This is a genomic window from Neobacillus sp. Fa239, assembly GCF_055395235.1.
Genome location: NZ_AP041611.1, coordinates 2,005,233 through 2,031,023 on the forward strand (window position 1 = coordinate 2,005,233; position 25,791 = coordinate 2,031,023).

The following is a 25,791-nucleotide window of genomic DNA, read 5'->3' on the forward strand; positions in this document are numbered from 1 at the left end:
TTACATCATGAAACCGACCATTCAAGTCGAACAGGTCACGAAAAGCTTTGGAAAAAAGCCCGTATTAAAGGATATCAACCTTACTATTCCTAAAGGGCAATTATTTGGCTTAATTGGGCCGTCAGGGGCAGGGAAGACAACATTGGTCAAAATGATCGTAGGGATGGAGAAAGCGGATCGAGGTTCCATTCTTGTTTTGGAAAAACAAATGCCAAACCTCGCTTTATTGCAGGAAATTGGTTATATGGCGCAATCTGATGCCCTCTATGTAGAATTAACCGGGGAGGAGAATCTGAAATTCTTTGCCTCATTGTATAAACTGCCAAAGGCAGAACAGAAAATGCGAATGGCGTATGCAGCCGGGTTAGTCAACCTTACCGACGATCTCAAGAAACGAGTATCCACCTACTCAGGAGGAATGAAACGGCGGCTATCACTCGCCATTGCCTTAATACAGGATCCGAAAATCTTGATTTTGGATGAGCCTACTGTCGGAATTGATCCAGAATTAAAATTATCCATCTGGGCAGAGCTGCTACGGTTAAAAAATGAAGAGGAAAAAACGATTATTGTGACCACACATGTCATGGATGAGGCTGAAAAATGCGATGTAGTGGCGATGGTTCGCGATGGCCGTATTTTAGCTAACGGCACACCAAATGAATTAAAGGCTGTCTATGAAACGGACGATTTTGATGAGGTATTCTTACGGGCCGGGGTGAAAAAACCATGAGAATACTAGCCTTAATCAAACGAATTTGTCAGCAGATGTTCCGGGACAAGCGAACCTTGGCATTACTTTTTGTTGCGCCGCTAATCATTTTAACCCTGATGTACTTTTTATTTAATGGCAATACCGTTAATCCTACGTTAGGCGTAAGGAATATCGATCATCAAATTGTAAAAGGTTTAAAGGATTCAAAAATTAAAGTGAAGCAGTATGATAAAGTGTCCAGTAACACCGTTGTTAGTGATAATCTTGACGGCTTGCTTCAAATGGATAATGGCACCTATCAATTAACCTTAAAGAATGCGGACCCAGCAACTGCCAAAGCCCTCCAATTGAAGGTGAACCAGGCGGTTGCCACATTTGCCCAAGCGAACATGATGAAACAGCTGCTGGTACATGTGAGTCTTCCGAATAAAAGTATTGAAACAAAATATGTTTATGGGAACAAAGACACTGTCTATTTTGATGTCTTAAGTCCGATTTTAGTCGGATACTTTGTTTTCTTTTTCGTCTTTATTATTTCAGGGATCGGCTTATTGCGGGAGCGGACTACCGGGACGCTAGAGAGATTGTTGTCGACACCGATTCGCAGAGTTGAAATTGTAATCTCGTATTTGGTGGGTTACGGAATATTTGCGGTTCTTCAAACCCTAATCGTTGTTTTCTATGCGATTAAGGTCTTAGATATTGTCCTTGTAGGTTCGATTTGGAGTGTGGTCATCACTAATCTACTCCTGGCCTTAGTCGCACTTTCTTTAGGAATTTTATTATCAACCTTTGCCGCATCAGAATTTCAAATGATCCAATTTATCCCGATCGCGGTTATTCCGCAAGTCTTTTTTGCCGGTATCTTTCCGCTTGAAGGAATGGTCAATTGGCTGCAAGCCGTTGCAAAAATCATGCCGATGTATTACGCAGGTGACGCATTGAAAGGTGTCATGTACAAAGGGATGTCACTCGGGGATATTAGCGGTGATCTTTTAGCCTTAATCATCTTTGCTGTAATTTTTGTTGTTCTTAACATTTTTGCATTGAAAAAGTACAGGAAATTATAAAAGCGAAATTAAGGGTCAGACCATTGGTCTGACCCTTTGTTTATAATTATTCAACAATGACAGTCCCCTTAAACATCTCCATTCCGCAACTAAAGGTATATTCACCTGTTTTGGAAGGGGTAAATTGGAGATTCGTGGTCCCAACATTTAAATTGACATTATTAATATTAAATTCAGGCATTGTGAATGTAGATAAGCAGCTATTTTCGAGTGGATTCTCTATCGTCAATTTAACTGGAACGCCTTTTTTGACATGAATGATATTCGGGCTGTAACCGGATTGAGTCACCTGCATTTTTATGGTTGGAGCTGCCTGTGCCGTCACATCGACCTCCGTTTGAGTCGCTGTCTGACTTGTGGTAGCAGTAGTATTGTAAGTTGGTATTTTAACAAGGTCACTGCTATATAAAAATAAAAATAAGGCAATCAGAACTGCACCAGCTGATAATATGGCAAAAGGTGAAATTTTCAAGGTATCGATGGAAAACTTATCATTGGTTTCTACTATTATAAATAAAATGACGAGTCCGATAATGATTACTGATAATCCCAGTAAAATTCCTAACATGATTGACGGATTTTCAAATTTCATCATAACCCCAAGCATCGAACCCATTAACCCGCTCATGATACTGGAAAGGAGTCCATCGAGAATCGCCATGAGTCCGATTGGCTGCCCGGCTAGTAAGCCAATTATGAATCCAATGATGATACTAACTCCGCTGGAAAGAAACATGACACCGGAAAAGACGCCAAGAAGGTATCCGGACATGAGGCCAGCTACCATCGCAATGGCCATCGCAATTATCATTCCGGACATGCAGCTTAATTTCTGTTTTTCACGGTGAACAAGATAAATAGAATAGCCGGTCATAAGACTGACCATAACAGCCGAAAAAATTGATAGAATATTCATAGAAAAATCTCCTTAATTACAATATAAGAATATTATAAATGTAAAAATCGCCTGCCGATTTCGATTTTGGGAGAGTTTTATGAACATTACAAGTATCCTAGTCTTCTTTATCGAGTGTATTTTTAAAAATTCGCTTTAATGTTTCATTTTGCATTTTTATATAGTCGAGAAGAAATTTTTTCTCTTCATCTTCTTATTTTTTTATTCATCCTGTTCTTCTTTTTTCATGTTTTCACTCCGAAAAATATAATTAATTGCATTTTAACCGATAAGGAATTCAGTTTAAAGCAGTTTTCAGAAAAAAATTCCAACGCAGGAATTGACTTTTTCTGTCGAGAAACATATAATATCCTCAAATACATTTGAAACAATGACGGGGATTAGTAAAATGACAGCGTCTTACCTAGAGAGGAAACCGGTTGGTGCAAGGTTTCTTAGACCATCATTTGAACCTGCCTCCGAGTTCTGTATCGGATTCTTTTTGAAGATACAAGCGGATCGATTCCGTTATCATGGTGAGAGTTTAAAGCAATTGCTTTATTAATTTAGGGTGGTACCGCCAAGGCCTTGGTCCCTTTTTGGGATCAGGGCCTTTTTGTATTTTTGTTGATTGGAGCGGAGGGCACTCGACTCCTGCGGGATAGAGAGGTCACGGGAGACCCCGCAGGCGCCTAATGCGCCGAGGAGGCTCCCGGACCTCCCCGCGGAAAGCGAGTGCCTGGAGCGGAAATCAACAGGTAATATTTTTAAAAATAAGAGGTGTCAAAAATGGCAAAGGAATTTGTAAAAGATGTTACCGCCATGGACGAGGATTTCGCCCAGTGGTATACCGATGTTGTCACAAAAGCAGACTTAATTGATTATTCAAGCGTGCGCGGCTCGATGATTATTCGTCCGTATGGCTATGCTTTATGGGATAATATTAAAAATGAATTGGACAGACGAATCAAAGAAACAGGGCATGAAAATGTGTATATGCCATTGTTTATACCTGAAAGCCTGCTTCAAAAAGAAAAGGATCATGTCGAGGGCTTTGCTCCTGAAGTGGCATGGGTTACTCATGGCGGTTCTGAAGAGCTGACGGAAAGATTGGTGGTTAGACCAACATCTGAAGTGCTTTTCTGTGAGCATTACAGCAATATTATTCATTCCTATCGTGACCTTCCAAAGCTTTATAACCAGTGGGCAAATGTGGTCCGTTGGGAAAAAACGACCCGCCCATTCTTACGAACATTAGAATTTTTATGGCAGGAAGGACACACCGCCCATGCAACCGATGAGGATGCCATGGAAGAAACGATTAAAATGCTGAATGTCTACGCAGCGATTTGTGAAGAGATACTTGCAATACCAGTTGTTAAAGGGCAAAAAACCGAAAAGGAAAAATTCGCAGGAGCGAAAGCAACCTTTACGATTGAAAGCTTAATGCATGATGGAAAAGCGCTGCAGTCAGGTACATCTCACCACTTTGGCACCGGGTTTGCCGAAGCGTTCGGCATTCAATACACGGACAAAGAAGGAAAGCTGCAATATGTCCATCAGACATCATGGGGCTTCACAACTAGAATCATCGGCGCCTTAATCATGGTGCATGGAGATGACCGCGGTTTGGTAATTCCTCCAAAAGCGGCTCCAACTCAAGTGATGATTGTGCCAATCGCACAGCATAAAGAAGGCGTTCTTGATTTTGCCTATGATTTGAAAAAATCACTTTCGAATGTTGCACGTGTTGGTATTGATGGCAGCGACAAAAAGCCTGGCTGGAAATTCAATGAATATGAAATGAAGGGGATTCCAGTTCGTTTAGAGGTTGGACCAAAAGATATCGAGAACAAACAAGTTGTGTTAGTCCGTCGTGATACGTTGGAAAAAGTGGTTGTACCTATGGATCAGCTCGAAACAAAGCTTGTGGAATTACTTGATGATATCCAATCAAATTTATATAACAAAGCGTTGAATCACCGTGAAGACAGAACAACGGTTGCCGTGACTTTTGATGAATTTAAGGAAACATTGGAGTCAAAAGGCGGCTTCATTAAATCCATGTGGTGCGGCGATTTAGCCTGTGAGGAAAAAATTAAAGAGGAAACAAGCGCAACCTCCCGTTGTATTCCATTTGCACAGGAAAAAGTTGCTGATACTTGCGTTTGCTGCGGAAAACCAGCGGATAAGATGGTTTATTGGGCAAAAGCGTATTAAAAATCTTATTTTGAGGGGCTCTTCCATAAAAGGAGGGCTCTTTTTTATGGAATTTTGCGAAATTTGAACAAGACAATATATTTTATCGGCGAATCAAGAGTGTTTATCGGCGGATTATTGCTATTTATCGGCGAATCATTCATATTTATCAGCGAATCGTATTTGAAGAAGAAAGGACTTTCTCTTTTTTTGGAGAATTTCTAAATTATGGAGAGGAGATTAAAAAATGAAACCAATACTACTAGATTTTCCTGAAGAATTTCATACTGAAAGATTACTCATCCGGAAGCCTATGCCTGGTGATGGAAAAACCGTTTACAAAGCAATCCAGGCTTCAATAAATGAACTTAAACCTTGGATGCCTTGGGTACATAAGAACCAGACGGAAGAGGATACGGAAGTAAACATTCGCGAGGCCCATGCGAAATTTTTAACCCGTGAAGACCTAAGGCTTCACCTTTTTGATAAAAAAACAGGCGAATTTATCGGGGCGTCCGGTTTACACCGAATCAACTGGGATGTGCCTCGGTTTGAAATTGGCTATTGGATTGATACCCGCCACAGTGGAAAGGGGTATATTACCGAAGCAGTTGCAGGAATCACTCAATTTGCTTTTGAGAGCTTGAAGGCAAGGCGTGTGGACATCCACTGTGATTCAAAAAATATGAAAAGCCGGGCGATTCCGGAAAAATTGGGGTTTACTCTTGAAGGAATCTTAAAAAATGCCACCCTTTCTGGAGATGGAAAGGAAGTAAGAGATATGTGTGTTTTTTCAAAAATAGTTTAGTGGAGAGATTTAAGGGAGTTAATTTATGTCACTTTTAACTCATTTAAAGATTTTAGATTTTTCTACATTATTACCTGGTCCATTCGCTTCGTTGCTTTTAGCCGATTTAGGCGCAGAGGTAATTCATGTGAAAAAAAACGGATATGTTGATGAATTGGGAACTGATCAATACCTGAACCGCTCGAAAAAGTCGATTACACTGGATTTAAAAAAGGCGGAATCGATTGAGGCAGTCAAGCGAATAGTGAAAGAATATGATATCGTGTTAGAGCAATTTCGCCCCGGTGTCATGGACCGGCTGGGTTTAGGATATGAAGAGCTTAAAAAAGTTAATCCCCGCCTTATTTATTGCTCTATTACAGGATTTGGCCAGACTGGTCCTTACAAGGATCGTCCAGGACATGATATTAATTTTTTGGCATTGGCAGGTGTGTCAAGCTACTCCGGTACAAAGGCAGGGGGGCCGGCACAAAATGGAACGCAAATGGCTGATCTTGCGGGCGGTTCTCTGCATGCTGTCATTGGCATATTGTCTGCTGTGATTTACCGTGATCGAACAGGACAAGGGCAGGCGATCGTTATTAGCATGACGGATTGCAGCTTTTCCCTAAATGCATTATGGGCACCTGGTTATTTTAATGGCGGGGTAAATCCTGAACCGGAAGAAACGTTGTTGAATGGCAGGAGCTTTTATGGTTTTTATGAAACCAGTGATGGAAGGTATTTTTTGGTCGGAAGCCTGGAACCTCAATTCCGGAAGCAATTATGTGTGGCAATCGGAAGGGAAGACTTATATGAAATAAGCCTGAGTCATAAAGCAGAAGATATTGCTAGGTTTAAAGAGGCCGTTCGGTTTGCATTTTTCAGCAAAACATTTGATGAATGGAAGGCGGTGTTTGCTGATTTTGAAGCATGTGTCGAGCCGGTGCTCACGTTCGCTGAGGCATGTGAACATCCACAATTGAAAGAGCGGGGAATGGTGGTGGAAGTTCCGACAGTGGATGGAGGCTGTCAAAAACAAATCGCTTGTCCAATCAAAACCACGGTATTTTCACCTAGGTATAAGCATATTGGCTTGAAACCTGATGATAGCAATTCGGAAGTATTGCTTAAATAAAATTCCATTGCCAACAAAAGGGAAAAAAAGCGCGGACGGTTAAAGGAAAGCCGTTGCATTACCCTTAGAAAGAAAAAAAGAACATGAACGGTCAAAGGAAAGCCGTTGCATTACCCTTAGAAAGAAAAAAAGAGCATGAACGGTCAAAGGAAAGCCGTGGCATTACCCTTAGAAAGAAAAAAAGAACATGAACGGTCAAAGGAAAGCCGTTGCATTACCCTTAGAAAGAAAAAAAGAGCATGAACGGTCAAAGGAAAGTCCTTGCATTGCCCTTTGGAAGAAAAAAAGAGCATGAACGGTCAAAGGAAAGTCCTTGCATTGCCCTTTGGAAGAAAAAAAGAGCATGAACGGTCAAAGGAAAGCCGATGCATTGCCCTTAGAAAGAAAAAAAGAGCATGAACGGTCAAAGGAAAGCCGTTGCTTTGCCCATAGAAGGAAAAATAGATCACGGACGGTCAAAGGAAAGCCGTAGAATTGACCGTAATAGAGAAAAATAATCTCTTTTGGGTAAAGAAACCTTCCAAATACAAGCCCCGCAATGATGCCAATCAAAACGCGGGGCCACACTCACTTTTTCAAAAAACCTTCGTTAAATAATACTTCGTAATCGCCAAATATTCCCGGGAATAGGACTTAAAAATCGCTGATAAAGGTGTTTTTGCCGGAAGTCCTGCAACCTTCAGCTTCTCATCGCGCGCAATCATGAGCGATCGAAACATATGGAACGTATTCGTGACGATAATACCAGACTGTAAGCCGGAAGGTATGAGGTTTTTGGAAAAGCGGATATTTTCGTATGTATCTGTGGAACGCTTTTCTAAAATGATCCGCGATTCTTCAACTCCCTTAGCGACTAATCTTTTCTTGATGGCCTCTGCTTCCGAAATCGTTTCTCCCGGTCCCAATCCGCCAGACGCAATCGCTACCGTATACTTATTTTTCAATAAATAGGCCGCTGCCGCATCAATTCGCTCCTTTAATACCAACGAGGGGACGTCGCCCTTTACCCTCGCTCCAAGGACAATCAGATAATCCGCGTTGTTCGGGGCTTCTAATGAGCTGAATTGAGAGATTTTATATTGCAAAAAACCAACGTAAATTAAACCAACCACGAAAATAAAGCCTGCCCAAAAGTAAATCTTCTTTTTCATAAATTCCCCAATTCTATCAATTTTACAAAAAGGATATCAAATATTTCCATTTTTGAAAATAATTCGTGTGAAATTACAAAGAGGATTACTATATTAGATGAAAATGGATAAAATACCAACGAGTGAGGAGTGTTGCCGTTGAATAAAAATGTTATTCGATTGATTACGATTATTTCTGTAATCTTTTGCCTTCTCTGGCTGGGTGGACTTTTCTATGCTGTTGGCGAATATTATGCGGGAAAACCGGAAAAAATTCCGCCAGCTTCCCTATCGAAGAAAGCGGAAAATACAAAAGGGCTGACCATCGTTGCACTCGGTGATTCTTTAACAAGGGGTACAGGTGATGTGACGGGAAAGGGTTATGTTGGTGATTTACTGGATGAAATCAAGAAAAAAACAAAGCGCCAAGTTCAGCTTACCAATTTGGGAATCATGGGGCAAACATCTGATCAGCTTCGGCAACAAGTACAGCAAACAGAAGTAAAACGGCAAATTCAAAAAGCTGATATTGTTTTGCTGACAATTGGCGGAAATGATATGTTTCGCGGCGGGCAGGGATTGCTGGATTTTCAATCAAGTAATATTGCTTCGGTTGAAAAAAATTATTTGGCTAATTTAAAATTTATCTTTGGTCAAATACGCCAGGTAAATACCACTGCCAATGTATTTTTTGTTGGATTGTATAATCCATTTATCGATTTAGGACAAGGTAATCAAATGTCAAAGGCGATCCGGCATTGGAATTATGATAGTGCTGAAATTAGTGCCGCATTCCCAAAAATCGTTTTTGTTCCAACCTTTGACCTGTTTGAATTAAAGGTCAATGATTATCTGTATTCTGATAAGTTTCATCCAAATGAAAAAGGATACCGGTTGATCGCAGAACGTGTGGCCGCATTGCTCACCTGGTAAGGAGCGAATGGAATGGAAAAAGTAACTTTATCAGTACAAAATTTAAAAAAAGTAATTGGCAAAAGAGAAATTATCAAAGGGCTGACCTTTGAGCTAAAAGAAGGGGAAGTATTTGGTTTCTTAGGGCCCAATGGGGCAGGGAAAACCACGACGATTCGTATGTTGGTTGGGTTAATTAAACCGACATCAGGGACCGTTTCAATTTGCGGTTTCAATATCAGCCACCATTTTCAAGAAGCGATGAGAAATCTGGGCTGTATCGTAGAAAACCCGGAATTATATCCCTATTTATCCGGTCATGATAACCTCCTTCATTTTGCCCGAATGCTTGATGGAATTGGAGAAGACCGGATTACCGAAGTCACCCAACTTGTCGGCTTATCTGAACGGATCCATGATAAAGTGAAAACCTATTCACTAGGGATGAGGCAGCGGCTTGGAATTGCACAGGCTCTCTTAGGGAAACCGAAAGTCTTGATACTCGACGAGCCGACCAATGGTTTAGATCCTGCAGGAATAAGGGAGATGCGGCAATTCATCCGTTATCTTGCCACGGAAGAGGGCCTCAGCGTTCTCGTATCAAGCCACTTATTAAGTGAAATTCAATTATTATGCGACCGGGTTGCCATTATCTCCAAAGGGACCATTATTCGAATTGATACTGTTCATGATTTATTAGCCAACAGGGAAAGAGTTGTTTGGCATCTCGAACCATTGGAAAAAGGTAAACAAATTTTAAGTTCATTAACCGATTTAGAGGAAGAAGATGGGTTTATCCTGACTGAATATAAAGAACAAAAAGTACCCGAATGGAATAAACAGCTGGTTGAAGCAGGGATTCTCGTCATGGAAATGACCCGAAAGATGCCCGTTCTTGAAGATTTGTTCCTCGAATTAACCGGAGGTGATTCGATTGAATAAATTGGTCCAAAACGAAATGATGAAACTGATTGCCAAGAATAGACTTGTTGTCATCTCCATCATTATAACGGTGTTGGTCATTCTTTTTACATATGCCCAATACAAACAAGTTGAAACCAAACGGGCAAAATTGGGGACAAGTGACTGGCGAACGATTTTACAGCAGCAAATTGTCGATACCACGAACAGGTTAAGCAGCAGTGGAATGCCTCCGGAATGGAAAAAACAGCTACAGATCACATTGCAGCAGGAGCAATATTATCTTAATCATAATATAAACCCAACAGCACCTGGCGCTCCGACCTTTATCCGGATATTTTTGGAAAATTCCATCGATTTATTTATTCCCTTAATGGTCATGGTCATTGCCAGTGATCTTGTTTCGTCTGAGCACAGTCTTGGCTCGATTAAGCTTCTGTTAACCAGGCCGATAAAACGGTGGAAAATTCTTTTAAGTAAATATATTGCCCTTTGTCTGGCAGTATCCGTCATTATTGCTATTGCTGGTATTTTATCCTATTTAATATCCGGGCTCGTCTTTGGCTATAAAGGGTGGGGAACACCCATTTTAACGGGCTTTAGTGTGAATGAAACAGGTTTAAATACTTCTTCTGTTAAAATGCTCAAGCTATGGCAGTATTTGCTGATGGATTTTGGGCTTGTATGGTTTGTGGCCATTGTTGTCGGGACATTATCTTTTATGCTGTCGGTAATGATCCGCAGTACTGCTGCCGGAATGGGGGTCATGCTCGCAGCCCTCATATCCGGAGCCATTTTAAACAATATGGTATCCTCTTGGCAATCAGCAAAATACCTATTCATGGTAAATTTGTTATTAACTGATTATTTGCAGGGGATGGCACCGCCAATTGAAGGGATGACCATGTCGTTTTCAATGCTTGTACTCCTTATTTGGTGGGCTTGCGCATTGATTGCTGCCTTTATTGTTTTTACGAAAAAAGACGTCTTTTAACTCCAATTTTCTCGGTATTTCCCATCGATACTTTACCTCAAACCGGAAAAGATAATAACGTATCTTCTAAAAATTAAGGGGGTATGTGACGATGGGTTTTAAGAAAACAAAAATAGCGGTAGCATCATTAATGTTAGCTTCACTTGCAGCATGTTCAACGAATAAAACGAATAACAATCTTGATAATACTGCTGTCGGCCCACGGAATGTTTCAACGGGTGATTTGAATCATCCGCTTAATAACCGGAATGTTTCCACTGATTTAACAAGGGTTAATAATCCTACGGGAACATTTAATACAAGAAATGTATCTACCGGTGATTTAAATCCATGGAACAATAATGATTTAAATTCATGGAACAATAATAATAATGTAAATCCAATGAACAACAGTAATTTAAATCCAATGAACAATAATTTTGGCTGGAACAATGGTACCATGAAAAATGGTAACATGTTATCAACGACTGAAATTCAGCCATCTAGTAATGGGTTCATTACCATTGATCATAATTCCTTTAGTACTGACACACCAAGCCATATGTTCCCGCACAGTAAACAAATAAAGCAAGGGAACTTTTGGTATTACACGTTTGAGCCTTCAGGAGCCCAGCCTAAAACAGGGATGACGAATCAAGCAAGACCTGGAAATGTAACACCGCCGCAAGCGGTAACACCAGCAGCACCAACACCAACAGCACCAACACCAACAGCACCAACACCAACAGCACCAACAACACCAACAGCACCAAAAACAACCGCACCAGCAGCACCAAAAACCACTGCGCCAACAACACCGCAAGCAACAGCCGGAATTGGCACCGTGGCCATGCAGGTTATTGACTTGACGAATGCGGAGAGAAAGAAAAATGGGCTTCCTCCATTAAAAGCGGATGCATCATTAAGCAAGGTAGCCCAGACCAAATCAAACGATATGGAAGCAAAGCATTATTTCTCACATACCAGCCCAACATACGGGTCACCATTTGATATGATGAGGGACTTTGGGATCACGTATAGTTCTGCTGGTGAAAATATTGCAATGGGTCAAACCACTGCTCAGCAGGTAGTTACAGCCTGGATGAACAGTGAAGGCCACCGCAAAAACATTTTAAGTCCTAACTATACGAATATCGGTGTTGGTTTTACATCAAATGGAAATTACTGGTCACAAATGTTTATTGGTAAATGACGAAAATATAAGGGTCAGACCCCAAAGGGGTCTGATCTTTTTGCGCAGCCTCTTTTTTTGTTTATATTTGATTGAATATTAATAATTTTATAAAATAAAATTAAATACAATTTTGGAGGGGATTCTTAATGACTTTTTACTTTAAAAAAATTGATCATATCCAGCTTGCGGCACCAAAAGGATGTGAGGAATCTGCCCGTGAATTTTTCCAAGGTATTTTAGGATTAACTGAAGTCGAAAAGCCGGAAGAATTAAAAAAACGAGGCGGAGTTTGGTTTGAATTCGGGATGTATCAGGTACATATTGGGGTAGAAGAGCCTTTTTCTCCTGCGAAAAAAGCACATCCGGCCTTTGTAATCGAAAATCTTGAAGAATTGAAATCACATTTAAAAGAAAAAAATGTATCTTTTACTGAAGATGAAAATCTTCCCGGTGCTAATCGAATTCACCTTGAAGACCCTTTTGGAAATCGGCTGGAATTTCTGGAATGGATGTAAAACAGTGACAAAAAGTCCTTTTAAAGAGGGCTTTTTTTAATTGAAAATTTTTGTCGATATGGTAAATATTTTTAAAAAAATGGGGAATGATATATTCGTGCCAATAAGGACATTCAGTATTTTCTAAATGAAGGGAGTTATTTTGATGAAAATCACAATTAAAATGTTCACCTTGATAATGGGGTTCATTTTGGCTCTGCCTGGATTTGCATTTGCCCATGGTTTTATGCCAGACAATCACGGGGGATCGCATGAAAAACCATCGTGCTGCCAAGATGAGCATCGTGACCATATGGGTCACCATGATTGGCAGGCGAGAATGGCAGAAAAAGAGAAGAAAATTCTTGGATGGGTGGACCAATATTCTCCACAGCAAAAGGCCGAATGGACACGGGTCTTAGCGGAAAGAAAAGCTTTGGTGAACAAGTGGATGAGTCCGGAAAATGCCAAAAAACGTGAGCAATGGAAGAAAGAACATACGGCCAAAATGCAGGAATTAAAGAAGCAATTAGATGCAGGAAAAATCACCAAAGAGGAATTCATGAAAAAAGTACATGAAGGTAAACACTTTGGTGCATGGCATACCTTCCATGAATTGAAAAAAGCGGCGGAGGCAAAGGATCGAGTGAATGCCAAGAAGCACTTAGACCAGCTATTAATGCACTACAAAGAACAAAACAAAAAAATGAATGAAATGTTAAAATAACAAATAAAACCAAAAAACGAGGCCAAGACAGCCTCGTTTTTTATGTGCGCTTGGCAGCGCATCGCTCTAATGGGTGAAAGTCCCTAACATGCCGTTGTGGCGGAAATGTATAGCTGACAGGTAGTGCGAGTATCGTGAGATTTCGTGCGGAGGACTTGAAGGCAAAACTCGGAACAGGTGGCTGTAACCATGTTGGCTGGTAAGGTGGGATAACCTTGCATAAAATGGGGATGTCCAATACCACTCTGTATCTTATTAGTTATGAGGACTGGATTCGAGTGAAAGGCGATGAACGTGACCCAAGGAGATCTCATCATCTCCACCGTAGGTGGTAACTCTTTTTCAAAGCCGCGAAGGACAAGAAATGGATTATGGAAGGTGAGAAGTCAGAGCAGGGGATAGTAGTGAATAAACTTGTTGGAAACGCCACAAAGACAAGTGACTTATCACAAAGTTGATAAGGCGGGCACTGACTCAAAAGGCAGTGGACTGATGCGAAGCCCGTCTGTCCATCGAAGAAAAGCAATACGAACTTATTTACTCGTCATGTACTAAACAGAAGTCGATGAGGCAGAAAGCCGAAGAATCGAGACCGAAAGAAAGTAGGTTGTTTAGGGCGAAGTACTAATATCAAATATCAGCCATTGGTTTACCTATTCAGTTGATATTGTATTGGGAAAGGAATCGAATGCATGAATGAATCAATAGGAAAACGAAGCTTACGTGTAGTGGAGAATTCTAAAAAGAAACGCAAGTGGTACAGCCTAATGGATAAATTATGGAACTATCAAAACCTGGAACAAGCTTTCTATGACGTGAAGAAAAATCGCGGTTCACACGGAGTGGATAAAGTAACGATTAAAGATTATGAAATTGAATTGGAACACAACTTAAGAGTGCTCCAAGAATCTTTGCGTTTGAAAACATATCGTGCAAAACCAGTTAGAAGAGTTTTTATTCCAAAAGCTGATGGTACAAAACGTCCACTGGGAATTCCAACAGTAGAAGACCGAGTTCTCCAAGCTGCAACTAAAAGAATACTTGAACCAATCTTTGAACAGAAATTCTTAGACTGTAGTTTTGGATTTCGTCCGAACCGTAGTGCACATATGGCGATAGACAAAATCCGAAAGGATTTGATGGATGGGTACACCTTTGTAATTGATGCCGATATAAAGACTTATTTTGATTCAATTCCTCATGATAAGCTTATCGAATTAATCAAAGAAGAAGTTGTGGATAATAGAGTATTGGCGCTAATTTTGCAGTTCTTAAAATCGGGAATCCTTGAAAATGGTATTTTCTATGAGAGTGACAAGGGGAGTCCTCAGGGTGGCGTAATCAGTCCATTGTTAGCGAACATCTATTTGCATCCGCTCGATGAAATGATGATGGAAAGAGGTCACCGTATTACAAGGTACGCGGATGACTTCGTCATCTGTTGCAAATCCCGAAAGGGAGCAGAAAGAGTACTAAGAACGGTAGTGAAGCTCTTAGATGAAAAGTTAGGATTGAAAGTGCACCCAGACAAAACTAAGATTGTAGACAACTACGAAGAACCGTTTATCTTCTTAGGGTATGTTTTCAAAAGAGGATATTTCCATTCTCCATCAGACAAAGCAGTAAAGAAGTTTAAGAAAAGTATCAAAGATGTAACGAAAAGAAATCTAACAGTTAACCTGGAAGAATTCGTCAAGCATCGATTAAATCCCATTATTAGAGGATGGGGAAGATACTTTGGAATTGGCTTTTCAAAAAAACTATTTCAAAAATTGGATACATGGATTCGAAGAAGGCTAAGAATGATTCAGTTAAGAAGCTGGAGAAAAATAAGAAAGCTCCACAGGGAGCTTCGGAAAAGGAATTGGAAGGGTGAACTTCCGCATCTTTCAATGACTAGATGGAGGAATTCTAAGACTGAGCACGTTCATTTTGCGATTCCGAATGAAAGGTTTCGGGAAATTAAACTTGTTTTTCTTTTAGACATATACAACGAACTACATCCCCAAAGGGGATAAAGTGGAGGAGCCGTATGCGATGACCCGCACGTACGGATCTGTGAGAGGCGCATGAAATTTCTCATGCGCCTACTCTATTCTTCAATTTCATCTACACTGACAAGGATATGGTTTTTATAATAAACCATTAACTCTGTGGTTGCCTGTGCTGCTTTTTGAATGACGCGGAGATTACGGCAAAATAATGGAATTTCCATTTGACCATTATTAAAGATCATGTAGGTAAATTCGTCAGAAAAGGGCGAATCCTCATCACGTATCATCACAAATTTACCTTTAAAATAATCCAGGTTGCTTTTCTCCTCCTGTTCGGCTTCCTCGACTTCTTTAAGAAATTTCAAGTTAACATAACTTAAAAGCTCTTTTAAAAATAGAAGAAAAGCAAAGAATCCCACCACCATTAGAGTTACAAGATATTTGTCGGAAATTGAAGGAAAAGAAAGTCCGATGGTCCAGCATATAATTGCAATGATAATGTGAAAATACATCTAAACACCTTCTTTTATGTAATAGAACCAAGATGTATCTCTAGATGGAAGATTCAAAAAAAATTAATTATTCTATATTTTTAGAATACAACAAACCACCTGGATGGTAAATATTTAGTTTGTCGAAATAATTAAAATTTTTCTTTAAGAAACTCGCTTTTAAAAAATAAAATACAAGGGAACATTTAAAGTGAGGACATTTGTAGGAGGAATGAAAGATGGGCCGAAAATTGATGATGACAACACTTGCTTTAGGAGCAGCTTATTTACTGCGAAATAAAGACACCCGGGAAAAGCTGAAAAATCAATTCCAATCCTTTGCTGAAAAAACACGAAGATGAAAAAAATGCAAGATGAATGTAAATTCATCTTGCATTTCCATTTTGTAGGTTTATTTTTTCAAATCGATTTGTTCTTGTTTGGCTTCTTTAATATCTTCTTTTATATCTTCTTTAATACCGTCAGCAATTCCTTCTGTCGCTTTTTTAAATTCACGAATTGATTTACCAAAAGCACGTCCGATTTCAGGCAGTTTATTTGGCCCAAAGATGACTAAGGCAACAACTAGGATCAAAATCAACCCTGGTACGCCAATATTTGAAAGCATAGTCTCATCTCCTTGCGAAGATTAATTTTATTCAATCTTCATTATAACTTTTTATCCTTCATTGTACCAGTATAGTATAATTATTTATGTAAAGGTAGAAAGAATCATAAAAAAATATGGCTATTTTCGTAAACTTTGTTCCTATATTACTAAAGGCTCTGTTAAACTTGTTTGTTGATTTCGCTCCAATCAACTTCTCACAGAATCTATTTTAAAACTAACAATCTTTTAGAAAACAGCAAAAAAAAGCGCTAAGGCATTAATAAACCTCAGCGTTTTTATTACCATCATAAAAATCCTTAATGGCCCGATCGGTATAAACCCAGCCTTTCCAGCCAATGTGGATCGTGTCTTTCATAAAATAAGGATCATATTCATGGTTTGAGAAATCTGCAATCTGGAAGCCCTCAGCTTCAATCTGTTTCTTAATTCTCGTATAGTAGCCAGTGCGTCCCTTTTTTGGAAAGCCCATATAATCATAGTAGCGGCCATTTACAGGAACAGAAATAAATAACGGTTTCGCTCCTGCTTGTTTCAATACATCGAGGACTAACTGGAAATCCCCATATTCTTTTGACTTGGCGTAGGTTGCATTGATTTTACTATTTTTTAATGAAGGTAACATGCTTTTAAATTGATTGAATTGTGAATTTTCTACATAAAAATGATTATTCGTGACTCTTTTGGCTGCGTATGCATTAGCCTCTTTTTCTAATTGACTCCATGATTTGCCCTTTACAGCCGGGCTAACCTCGCGTTTACGAGGCTTGCTGCCCCACAACGTATAATAGAGGTCTTTTTTCTCTAATAATGACCGGTAGCCGAGAGCAAAAGGACGCAGAAGGGAAGCTTCACCTTTTGTCCATGAATCATTTGAGATTTCAGCTTTATAAAGGGTAGAAAGCATAAAATCGTTCTTTACCGATGAATAAGTTAAGAGTCGTTTTATCGCAAGTTTCTTTACATTGGGATTAATTTTATTGTTAAAAGCAAAATCATATCCCTGTAACGATGAATAATTCGGTACAAAATGGGACTCATCTGCACCACCTGGAGTGAACCATTGCGGTGATAGGACAAAAACTAGTTTCTTTCCCTTTAGTTGATCGATATGTTCCGAAAAATTAAGAAAATGGATCAAGGATTCAGAACCGCCGCGTCCAATAAGGAAGGGAGTAAACCCTGCCTTTGTTTCTTGAAAGTAATTGGACGGATGAAAACGGTCAAGTCGAGTTAGTTCAGATGAACCGTACATTGGTAAATACCGTTTGTCTTCCAGCATTTTTTGCTGCACATATTTACCCTGGAACATAAATGGGTCCATTGCCGTTGCAGCCTGTTGAACCCGATTTTTTGGAATCATGCTCTCAATCCATTTATTTGGAATGATTACCAAAATAAATAGGGCAATAAATGCTAGGATGAAGGGCATGAAAATTGGTTTTTTCATTTCATATCAGCCAACTGTACGGCGATGTGATTAGGAGTATCCCAGACATCGCGGTCAAATTCAGTAATGGGAACGGTAATTCCAAAGCGTTCTTCTACTTGTACAAGCAGCTCAACTGTGCCAAACGAATCTAAAAGACCGGAGTCAAATAAATTGACATCTGGATTTTCTTTAACCACATCGTCTTGACAAATTTCAGCTAATAGTTCAATTACTTCATTTTTAAATTCCATTATAATCGTACTCCTTTATAAATTAGATGGCCTGAGAAAATGTAGAACCCAAAGCACACAACATGAAAAGTAAGAAGAATACTGACAATTTGTGTGTATTTATTTTGCGGCCACCATTTGTGTTTTTTATTAAATTGCTCAAAAGTATTATAACCTACCATGACTAATGCATGATAAATACCATATAAAATATATTGGGGTTGTAGGCCATGCCAAAATCCCATTAAAACAAACAATAAGACATAACCCAGGTTTGAAACTGCATTTCGGTTTTTAATCCATTTTTTCTTTGTCATTAAAAATACAAAGCGCATGTAAACATAATCCCGAAACCAGAAGGAAAGGCTCATATGCCAGCGATTCCAGAAATCCTTCATATTTCGGCTGATAAATGGCAGGTTAAAGTTTTCCGGTGATTTAATACCCATGATATAACTGACCCCAATGGCGAAGCAGCTATAGCCGGCAAAATCGAAAAATAGATATAAACTATAGAGATACATATAGTAAAGTTCATTTTGAAAATGACTTGTGGCAATAAACCTTAAATTAACAATGTAATGGGTATTGATCCAATAACCAATTATATATTTGTATAAAAAACCTTGAAAAATCCTGTTTATTCCTTGATATAGTAAAAGCTTGTACTGATCCGCTTTTAGCTCATTTTGGATATCTTTATCAAAGCGGCGATAGCGGTCAATCGGACCGGATGATATCGTCGGAAAAAATACCATAAAATAAAGCAAACGCCCAACTGGGATATCCTGTTTAATTAATCCGTCTCTTGTTTCGATAATCAATTGCGTTCCTTTAAAAGTTAAATAAGAAATTCCTAGAAATCCAACCCAATTGACACTTGAAAAATAGGGCATGAGCTTTGAGATGAGTAAAGGAAGGATGGAAGCAAAAGCAGCTAGATAAAATACCCATCCTTCATTAGCTTTTTTTCGATAACGGATATAGCCTTTAATTAACAGAACCTGCCAAATGTTAAAAATAATTAAGGCAATGGCTTCAGTAAGGCTTGAAGAAAAGATGATAACAAGCGCTATAATCGTTACAAACATGTTATAGGTTAGAAATTTTTTCCCTCGCAGACCGAGAATAGCAGTTGGTGCTAAAAGAATCGCAAGAATAAAAAAGAATGTAAAATTACCGTAAGGTGTCATAGCATTACCTTTTCTCTAATTTTTTTTCGGTCCAGCTTTCCATTTGGTGTAATCGGAAGTTCTTCATGATAGGAGAACTTTCTAGGAATCATATAGGCTGGAAGCATCTCGCTAAGTTCTTTTTTAATGGCACCCGTAAGTTGATATTCTTTTTCAAATTCGTGCTGCGCTGGAACGATCGAAGCTGATAAATACTCGATTTTATCATTTTGATAAATCGGTACAACGGCAACCGTTTTAACATATTTCGATTTAGCAATATGGTGTTCAATTTCTTCAAGCTCCATCCGATAGCCGTGGAGCTTGATTTGGAAATCCATTCGTCCTTTGTAAAAGAGAAGATTTTTTTCCATATATCCAGCATCGCCTGTTCGGTAAGCCTGCTGGCCTTCATAGGAAAAGAACACTTTATCAGTTAAATCAGGTTGGCCTAAGTAACCAATACTAACACTTGGACCGACGATGATGATTTCTCCTTTTTCCCCATCAGGGACCTGCTGCCCATTTTCATCAATAATCACGATTTTCGTATCATTTTTTGGTTGTCCGACAGGTAGGGATGGGTATTCGTCTAGTAACTCTTTCGTTACTTCTACAAAGGTTACCGCAACGGTTGCTTCTGTTGGACCATAGGTATTGAAAATTTTCGCCTTTGGAAAACGCTCACTTAATTGGCGGCAAATGGCGACAGGAAGAATTTCTCCACAAAATAAGAAAACCGATAAATCAGGAAGTAATTCTTCATTAAAAGAAGGGTCCATTAAACACATCTGCACAAATGAAGGCGTTGATGTCCAAACCTCAGTATTCGAAATTTTTAATGCTTCAAATAACATCTTCGGTTTTGCAATCATTTCTTTTGAAATGGCAAAAAGGGTTCCACCGGTTGCCAACGCAGGATATAAATCCATTACAGATAGGTCAAAGGAAAAAGGCGCTTGGTTTAAAAAGCGAAGTCCGCCATCGATTGAGAAATCGTTCACCATCCAATTCACAAAGCTTTGTAAATTATTGGCCGATATTTGCACCCCTTTAGGGTTCCCCGTACTGCCGGATGTATAGATAATATAAAATGGTTCATCATCCTTCACCCATTTCGATGAGTCAATGCTTGGATTTGAATCCATTTGATCGAAAATCTCGTCCGGATTCACCACATTTACCAATGACCCTTCAAACATTAACGGAATGTCTGATACATTTATGACTAGTTCCGTTTGTGAGCTTTCGATGATTTTTAGGATTCTATCCATTGGAATAGAAGTATCTACAGGAATATAAGGATGACCGGCTTTAACACTCCCTAAGAAAGAGACAAGCATTTCAGGTTCCATATGTCCATAGACCAAGACTGGTGATTGCTCGCGTTGGTAATGCTTGTTTAAATAGGCTGCGATCCTCTCCGATTTTTGCCAAAGCTCACGATAGGTGAGCTCTTTATCGGAAGAGATAAAAGCCATTTTTTCTGGTTGTGTTTGTGCAAATTCCTTTATAGCCATTAACATCTTCATTAAGGGCACCTCCAAAATTAAAAATCATTATAAATATAGGTCCCAGCACTCGAATCGTTAAAGCCATACATAAAAAACAATAAAAACAGAATGATGAAATAGAATAAAAATCGGCTGGTCCCGCTGACTTTTTCATTGTAAAAAAATTCTTTAATTTTTTGTATCATGGTTAAAAACCCCACTTGTCATATATTTGATGAAATGACATTTTGAGAAGTCGCTATCAACATAAAAAACTGTTTCGTTTGATAGGACTTTATTATCATAATGCCCATAGAAATTTTCTGCATTAAAAAATAATGAGTAATAAATTAATTTTTATTAACTTAAATTCAACAAAAAGGAAAAAAGCCGACGCAGTATTTCCGCAGGCTTTTTTGAATAATTCGACCAAATACATAATGTTACATAACTAATTCGGATTGAACATAATGAAATAACAGCTTGGCCGTATTTTCAATGGACGATTCATGTGTTCGTTCAAATGCATGGGAAGAATCGATGCCCGGACCAATTAATCCGTGAACAATATCATGTCCTGAACGGATTGCGGCAGAAGCATCAGATCCATAATACGGGTAAATATCCAATTTGTATTGTATATTATTTTCTTCCGCTAAGCGAACTAATTTTTTGCGGAGCTCATAATGATAAGGACCACTTGCATCTTTTACACAAATCGAAACCGTGTATTCATCAGTCGACTGGCCGTCACCCATTGCCCCCATATCAACTGCTAAATATTCAACCGTTTCTACAGGAATATTGGAATTACCGCCATAGCCGATTTCTTCATTGTTCGAGATCAGGAAGTGGGTGGTATACGGTAAAACGATATTCTCCGTTTTAATTTGCTTAATTAGTTGAAGTAAAATGCCAACGCTCGCCTTGTCATCTAAATGGCGTGATTTAATAAAGCCGCTAGGGGTAATTTCCACACGCGGATCAAATGAAACGAAGTCGCCTACCTCGATACCAAGGGTGCGGATGTCTTCTGCATTATGTACTTTTTCATCAATTCTGACTTCCATATTTTCCTGATTACGCTCTAATTTTCCTGCATCCTTGTATACATGCACAGAAGTTTGATGCATGAGAATGGTTCCTGTAAATTTCTTTCCGCTGCTTGTTTCAATCTGGCAGTATTCACCTTCAATGGAGTTATATTTAAAGCCTCCGATTAAATCGAGCCGAAGTCTGCCATTTGCTTTAATTTCCTTTACCATCGCACCCAGGGTATCCACATGAGCCGTTAGAATGCGTTGCCGATTGGAATCCTTCCCGGGAAGAGTGGCAATGACTCCGCCTTTTCGATTTCTTTTTGTCTCTACATTTATTTCTGCTAAAAATTTTTCAACAAAAGAAATTACTTCATTGGTATTGCCTGATGGACTGGGGATCGATACAAGGTTTGATATTAATTCAATCGTTTCTTTCGTGCTTGGGTAATTCAAGGCAAATTCTCCCTTCATTCATATTCTTACCTATTATACAACTATTTGGAAAGTCTTTGTAAAAAAGATTGGTCAACTTTTTATTTCTATATGCATAGGTTAACTATGATAAAAAACATTATGCAAATGGATTAAATTGGATAAAAATGGTTATGAATGAAATAACGATATTTTAATAAACAGGGGGATGTTTTCATTAGTAATTTGCAGACTAATGGGGGGAGAAAGATGACCAGATTAGAATTATACCATGCTAAGCCGAAGCAATCACGATGGAAAAGTCTACTTTTATTCGTTCTATTGTGTATCTTTATTACGATAGGTTTCTTTATTTTTCGATATTATTATATGAGCTCCATTCGGATGGATCCTCCAAAAGAAGATTTAGGGAGAAAGGTTGTCATTCAATTGCCGAACGGACAAAAGATGTTTACGTACGAAAAAAAGATTGTTAAAAAGGATGGAAAAACCTATTATCAGGGAGATTTCAATACCATTGATTTAACGGGTGGTAAAATTGAATATAAAAATTGGAAATAGCAAAAGACAAGCGTAAATGCAGCTTGTCTTTTCTTATTTAAACCATCCTTTTTTCTTAAACCAAAGGGTCATCCATACAGCAATGATCAGCATGACAATAAGGGTTGCGAAATAACCGTATTTCCATGAGAGCTCGGGCATATTGTGAAAATTCATCCCATATACACCGACGATAAAGGTAAGTGGCATGAAAATGGTTGTAATCACGGTTAATACCTTCATCACATGGTTGGCTTCATGCGAGTTGATGGAAATATAGCTATCACGTATATCCGTTGTTAACTCCCGGTTCGCCTCAACCATTTCAGTCAATTTTAATAAATGATCATATATATCAGAGAAATAAGCAATTTTTCCTTCGATACTTTTTAAACGCTGCGAATTGATAATTCGGTATAAGAGGTCCCGCATTGGTGTAATCGTATGGCGCAGTGAAAGAAGATTATGTCTAGCCTCAAATAAATCCTCTAGCAGTGCTTCCATGGATCTGCCCTTTGAATTATCATCAATTTCATTTAAGGTATCTTCAATTTGATAGACAAGCGGGAAATAATTGTCCACCATTTTATCAAGTACATAATAGAGAACATGTGAAGGATCCCACTTCTTCATATCCTTTTCAAGGCTGAACCGCTTCCAGACCTCCTCAATTTCTGTTGATGGATGATGGTGGAACGTTACACAATAAGTTCGACTTAGAAAAAAGTCAATTTCCTCCCGTTTAAATGTTTGTGGGTTAATGGACTGGGTCACAAAAAAGGCATAGCCCTCATAATAATCGAGCTTTGGCCGCTGCAAAGTATGGATACAATCTTCAATGGCTAATGGATGAAATTGAAAGGGGTCTTTTAGAAGCTCCATTTCCTCTTGGGTGGGTTGATTTAAATCAATCCAAAACCAGCGGAAGTTTCCGTTAATCAGCTCTGAAACCTCCAAATCTTTTTTCAATTGATTATTTTGAGTAACTGCAATTGTTCGGATCATACAAACTCCTTATGTATGTAAATTTGAAACCATCATACCACACCCTTGAGCGGCTTTCACTTCTTGAATAGGTCTCATTGACTTTCGGAATAAAATCCCATCTAGATTGGAACGTTAAAAAGATTAGGAACTAATATTAACCTGTCCAGATGTTACAGTGAATAATGAAGGTGGTGGCGAAATTTTATGAGTTTGATTTCTGTTTTTGCCAGGACGGTCGGGGCGTTTATTGTCCTTTTTCTTCTTACAAAATTAATGGGGAAAAAACAAATTGGAGAATTGACTTTTTTTAATTACGTCACTGGAATTTCTATCGGTGCGATTGCGGGTGCCATCTCAGTCGACGCAAGCTTAAAGGTATCAGCAGGAATTCTTAGTTTATTAACCTGGTGCGCCTTAACCTTGTTAGTAGGGTTAATCGATTTGAAATCAAGGAAATTGCGAATGATGATTGAAGGTGAGCCGGTTATTGTGATCAAACAAGGGAAGGTGATGGAGCAGGCATTAAAAAAACAGCGATTAGATATGGATCATTTGCAGCTGCTTTTACGAAAAAAGGATGTCTTCACAATTTCCGATGTGGAGTATGCGATTTTCGAAACAAATGGTGAATTATCAGTCCTTTTAAAAGAAACAAAGCAACCGTTGAGACAAGAAAATGTTCCTCTGCCGAAAAAAAATCAGCCGAAAATCCAAATCCCTACTCAAATTATTGTCGATGGAAAAGTCATAGAGGAAAATTTACAAGCGTTAAATCTAAAGCGAGAATGGGTTGATCAACAATTAACCCAGTCTGGAACGGATTTATCAGAGGTCTTTTTTGCTGAGTTACAGAGGGATGGTTCATTATATATTGATAAACGGAAAGACCAGTTTCTTCATTAATAAAGAGACCCCACGTGGAGGTCTCTTTATACGTTTATACGGTTGCCCCAGATTCTTTATTTCTCAAGGCTTGAGGAATATAGACGCAGAATGGTTCGCTTTCCATGTAGTCTCCAGTTACGGCATAGGTTCTGGAGCGCGAGCCGCCGCAAACTTTATTGTATTCACATACCCCGCATTTTCCCTTGTAGTTGTCAGGCTGACGTAGTTCTTGAAATACTTTTGATTCCCGGTAGATTTCGGCGAGCGGGGTATCACGAATGTTGCCGGCTACGATTGGCAGCAATCCGCTCGGTACCACATCCCCAATGTGGGTAACAAAGGCAAATCCGTTCCCATCGTTTACCCCTTTTGGTGCGCGCTTTAAGCCATCATGCATGGAAGCAAAATCCGTTGTTATCGAATCTTCATAGCGAATTTCACCGCTGGCAATTTTTTGTTCCCGGGCTTTTTGCTGCAAGACAACGCGCCGATAATGCTGTGCAGCTGTTGTTTTAATATCATATGGAGCCGTTTTGCTTAGCTCATATAACCAACGGAAGACTTTTTCATGTTCAGCAGGGTTGATACAGGCATCCAGTTGTCCTCTTCCTGTTGGAACAAGCAGGAAAATGTACCACATTACAGCTTTTAGCTCGCCGACTAGCTTTGCCATCTCTTCAAGGTGATCGTAATTGTATCTGGAGATAACTGTATTGATTTGAAGCGGCATATTTAGCTCATTTAAATATTTTATTTTTTCAATTGTAAGCTCAAATGATCCAGGTGTTCCGCGAAAATAATCGTGGATCAGAGGGGTTGGGCCATCTAGGCTGAGGCCCCAGCGTGATAGTCCAACCGCTTTTGCCTGCTCCATCTTCTCTTTTGTTACATTAGCTGTTGCACTTGGTGTCATCGACACGCGCATACCTTTTTTGACGGCATAATCAGCAAGTTCAAATAAATCTTCTCTCATCATGCAATCCCCGCCAGTGAAAACAAGCATCGGATTATCCATTTCATAGATTTGGTCGATCAGGTTGATGCCTTCTTCATGTGATAATTCCCGTGGGTCTGGTGTAAGCTGAGCATCTGCCCGGCAGTGTACGCATTTTAATTGACAAGCACGCGTAACTTCCCAAATGACAATAAACGGATTTTTATCATAATCGATTACCTTTTTCATTCCATGTGGATGGCCTATCTTCTGTGGATGTCCAATTCCTTGCATTTTCATCACCAAAATTCATTTTTATTTTAAAACCATATTAATTGTTTCTATAGGTTCATTATAAAATTGAAAGCTGGGAGTAC

The 25,791-nt window shown here is 39.2% G+C and carries 27 protein-coding genes and 1 other annotated feature; of the genes, 15 read left to right on the plus strand and 12 right to left on the minus strand.

The features are described 5' to 3' along the window. Positions 1-7: 7 nt before the first annotated feature. Positions 8-733, plus strand: a complete 726-nt coding sequence (locus ACZ5XR_RS09535; RefSeq protein WP_464501416.1) for an ABC transporter ATP-binding protein — start codon at positions 8-10, stop codon at positions 731-733. After that, positions 730-1,785: an ABC transporter permease gene (locus ACZ5XR_RS09540; RefSeq protein WP_464501417.1), complete on the plus strand. Its 1,056-nt coding sequence runs from the start codon at positions 730-732 to the stop codon at positions 1,783-1,785. The genes ACZ5XR_RS09535 and ACZ5XR_RS09540 overlap by 4 nt, the downstream gene beginning before the upstream one ends. Before the next feature lie 46 nt (positions 1,786-1,831). Here ACZ5XR_RS09540 and ACZ5XR_RS09545 read toward each other — a convergent pair whose 3' ends face one another. Continuing rightward, positions 1,832-2,701: a cupredoxin domain-containing protein gene (locus tag ACZ5XR_RS09545; RefSeq protein ID WP_464501418.1), complete on the minus strand. Its 870-nt coding sequence runs from the start codon at positions 2,699-2,701 to the stop codon at positions 1,832-1,834. Positions 2,702-3,062: 361 nt separating this feature from the next. Beyond that, positions 3,063-3,280 (plus strand) — a binding site (T-box leader). A 189-nt stretch (positions 3,281-3,469) separates the two neighbouring features. Between ACZ5XR_RS09545 and proS the strand changes: the two genes are divergently transcribed. The 3 genes from proS (at position 3,470) to ACZ5XR_RS09560 (ending at position 6,804) form a co-directional block, all read left to right on the plus strand. After that, the gene (proS, locus tag ACZ5XR_RS09550) at positions 3,470-4,900 is read left to right on the plus strand and encodes a proline--tRNA ligase (protein WP_464501419.1); all 1,431 of its coding nucleotides are present in this window, start codon (positions 3,470-3,472) and stop codon (positions 4,898-4,900) included. Between the two features lie 226 nt (positions 4,901-5,126). Further along, positions 5,127-5,687: a GNAT family N-acetyltransferase gene (locus ACZ5XR_RS09555; protein ID WP_464501420.1), complete on the plus strand. Its 561-nt coding sequence runs from the start codon at positions 5,127-5,129 to the stop codon at positions 5,685-5,687. Positions 5,688-5,712: 25 nt separating this feature from the next. Further along, on the plus strand, positions 5,713-6,804 hold the full coding sequence (locus ACZ5XR_RS09560; RefSeq protein ID WP_464501421.1) for a CaiB/BaiF CoA transferase family protein: 1,092 nt from the start codon (positions 5,713-5,715) through the stop codon (positions 6,802-6,804). A 575-nt stretch (positions 6,805-7,379) separates the two neighbouring features. Here the strand turns inward: ACZ5XR_RS09560 and ACZ5XR_RS09565 are convergent. Continuing rightward, entirely contained in the window at positions 7,380-7,955 is a 576-nt protein-coding gene (locus ACZ5XR_RS09565; protein WP_464501422.1) for a YdcF family protein, read from the minus strand. 138 nt (positions 7,956-8,093) lie between these two features. Here ACZ5XR_RS09565 and ACZ5XR_RS09570 point away from each other — a divergent pair, with 138 nt between their 5' ends. From ACZ5XR_RS09570 to ltrA, 7 genes are all read left to right on the plus strand, one after another. After that, the gene (locus ACZ5XR_RS09570) at positions 8,094-8,867 is read left to right on the plus strand and encodes an SGNH/GDSL hydrolase family protein (protein WP_464501423.1); all 774 of its coding nucleotides are present in this window, start codon (positions 8,094-8,096) and stop codon (positions 8,865-8,867) included. A 12-nt stretch (positions 8,868-8,879) separates the two neighbouring features. Then, the gene (locus tag ACZ5XR_RS09575) at positions 8,880-9,788 is read left to right on the plus strand and encodes an ABC transporter ATP-binding protein (protein WP_464501424.1); all 909 of its coding nucleotides are present in this window, start codon (positions 8,880-8,882) and stop codon (positions 9,786-9,788) included. After that, on the plus strand, positions 9,781-10,761 hold the full coding sequence (locus tag ACZ5XR_RS09580; protein ID WP_464501425.1) for an ABC transporter permease: 981 nt from the start codon (positions 9,781-9,783) through the stop codon (positions 10,759-10,761). Before ACZ5XR_RS09575 ends, ACZ5XR_RS09580 begins: the two co-directional genes overlap by 8 nt. Positions 10,762-10,852: 91 nt before the next feature. Next, positions 10,853-11,953, plus strand: coding sequence for a CAP domain-containing protein (locus ACZ5XR_RS09585; protein ID WP_464501426.1), 1,101 nt, complete (start codon positions 10,853-10,855; stop codon positions 11,951-11,953). A gap of 128 nt (positions 11,954-12,081) precedes the next feature. Continuing rightward, entirely contained in the window at positions 12,082-12,450 is a 369-nt protein-coding gene (locus ACZ5XR_RS09590) for a VOC family protein (RefSeq protein WP_464501427.1), read from the plus strand. Positions 12,451-12,595: 145 nt separating this feature from the next. Beyond that, on the plus strand, positions 12,596-13,156 hold the full coding sequence (locus tag ACZ5XR_RS09595; RefSeq protein ID WP_464501428.1) for a hypothetical protein: 561 nt from the start codon (positions 12,596-12,598) through the stop codon (positions 13,154-13,156). 692 nt (positions 13,157-13,848) lie between these two features. Beyond that, entirely contained in the window at positions 13,849-15,174 is a 1,326-nt protein-coding gene (gene ltrA, locus ACZ5XR_RS09600) for a group II intron reverse transcriptase/maturase (RefSeq protein ID WP_464497298.1), read from the plus strand. 74 nt (positions 15,175-15,248) lie between these two features. On the opposite strand, the gene ACZ5XR_RS09605 is transcribed toward ltrA, so the two are convergent. Beyond that, positions 15,249-15,662, minus strand: coding sequence for a hypothetical protein (locus tag ACZ5XR_RS09605; RefSeq protein ID WP_464501429.1), 414 nt, complete (start codon positions 15,660-15,662; stop codon positions 15,249-15,251). Positions 15,663-15,880: 218 nt separating this feature from the next. Here ACZ5XR_RS09605 and ACZ5XR_RS09610 point away from each other — a divergent pair, with 218 nt between their 5' ends. Next, positions 15,881-16,003: a hypothetical protein gene (locus ACZ5XR_RS09610; protein ID WP_464501430.1), complete on the plus strand. Its 123-nt coding sequence runs from the start codon at positions 15,881-15,883 to the stop codon at positions 16,001-16,003. 50 nt (positions 16,004-16,053) lie between these two features. Here the strand turns inward: ACZ5XR_RS09610 and ACZ5XR_RS09615 are convergent, their stop codons facing one another. The 7 genes from ACZ5XR_RS09615 to ACZ5XR_RS09645 all read right to left on the minus strand — a co-directional run bounded on the left by ACZ5XR_RS09615 (position 16,054) and on the right by ACZ5XR_RS09645 (position 22,089). After that, the gene (locus ACZ5XR_RS09615) at positions 16,054-16,269 is read right to left on the minus strand and encodes a twin-arginine translocase TatA/TatE family subunit (RefSeq protein WP_464501431.1); all 216 of its coding nucleotides are present in this window, start codon (positions 16,267-16,269) and stop codon (positions 16,054-16,056) included. A gap of 259 nt (positions 16,270-16,528) precedes the next feature. Then, positions 16,529-17,719 carry a D-alanyl-lipoteichoic acid biosynthesis protein DltD gene (gene dltD / locus ACZ5XR_RS09620; protein ID WP_464501432.1) on the minus strand — a complete coding sequence of 397 codons (1,191 nt, stop codon included), beginning with the start codon at positions 17,717-17,719 and terminating at the stop codon, positions 16,529-16,531. Further along, entirely contained in the window at positions 17,716-17,952 is a 237-nt protein-coding gene (gene dltC, locus ACZ5XR_RS09625; RefSeq protein ID WP_464501433.1) for a D-alanine--poly(phosphoribitol) ligase subunit 2, read from the minus strand. Before dltC ends, dltD begins: the two co-directional genes overlap by 4 nt. Continuing rightward, on the minus strand, positions 17,952-19,124 hold the full coding sequence (dltB, locus tag ACZ5XR_RS09630) for a D-alanyl-lipoteichoic acid biosynthesis protein DltB (RefSeq protein WP_464501434.1): 1,173 nt from the start codon (positions 19,122-19,124) through the stop codon (positions 17,952-17,954). The genes dltC and dltB overlap by 1 nt, the downstream gene beginning before the upstream one ends. After that, positions 19,121-20,635: a D-alanine--poly(phosphoribitol) ligase subunit DltA gene (dltA, locus tag ACZ5XR_RS09635; RefSeq protein WP_464501435.1), complete on the minus strand. Its 1,515-nt coding sequence runs from the start codon at positions 20,633-20,635 to the stop codon at positions 19,121-19,123. The genes dltB and dltA overlap by 4 nt, the downstream gene beginning before the upstream one ends. A gap of 17 nt (positions 20,636-20,652) precedes the next feature. Beyond that, positions 20,653-20,802 (minus strand): teichoic acid D-Ala incorporation-associated protein DltX, encoded by a 150-nt coding sequence (locus ACZ5XR_RS09640; RefSeq protein ID WP_464501436.1) that lies wholly within the window; start codon positions 20,800-20,802, stop codon positions 20,653-20,655. A gap of 237 nt (positions 20,803-21,039) precedes the next feature. Next, a complete protein-coding gene (locus tag ACZ5XR_RS09645) occupies positions 21,040-22,089 on the minus strand; it encodes a M42 family metallopeptidase (protein WP_464501437.1) in 1,050 nt (349 codons plus the stop codon). A 228-nt stretch (positions 22,090-22,317) separates the two neighbouring features. Here ACZ5XR_RS09645 and ACZ5XR_RS09650 point away from each other — a divergent pair, with 228 nt between their 5' ends. Continuing rightward, positions 22,318-22,629, plus strand: a complete 312-nt coding sequence (locus tag ACZ5XR_RS09650; RefSeq protein ID WP_464501438.1) for a hypothetical protein — start codon at positions 22,318-22,320, stop codon at positions 22,627-22,629. Positions 22,630-22,662: 33 nt separating this feature from the next. Here ACZ5XR_RS09650 and corA read toward each other — a convergent pair whose 3' ends face one another. Then, positions 22,663-23,613, minus strand: a complete 951-nt coding sequence (corA, locus tag ACZ5XR_RS09655; RefSeq protein WP_464501439.1) for a magnesium/cobalt transporter CorA — start codon at positions 23,611-23,613, stop codon at positions 22,663-22,665. A 186-nt stretch (positions 23,614-23,799) separates the two neighbouring features. Here corA and ACZ5XR_RS09660 point away from each other — a divergent pair, with 186 nt between their 5' ends. Beyond that, on the plus strand, positions 23,800-24,498 hold the full coding sequence (locus tag ACZ5XR_RS09660; protein ID WP_464501440.1) for a DUF421 domain-containing protein: 699 nt from the start codon (positions 23,800-23,802) through the stop codon (positions 24,496-24,498). A gap of 34 nt (positions 24,499-24,532) precedes the next feature. Here ACZ5XR_RS09660 and ACZ5XR_RS09665 read toward each other — a convergent pair whose 3' ends face one another. Beyond that, a complete protein-coding gene (locus tag ACZ5XR_RS09665) occupies positions 24,533-25,708 on the minus strand; it encodes a TIGR04053 family radical SAM/SPASM domain-containing protein (protein ID WP_464501441.1) in 1,176 nt (391 codons plus the stop codon). Positions 25,709-25,791 lie beyond the last annotated feature (83 nt).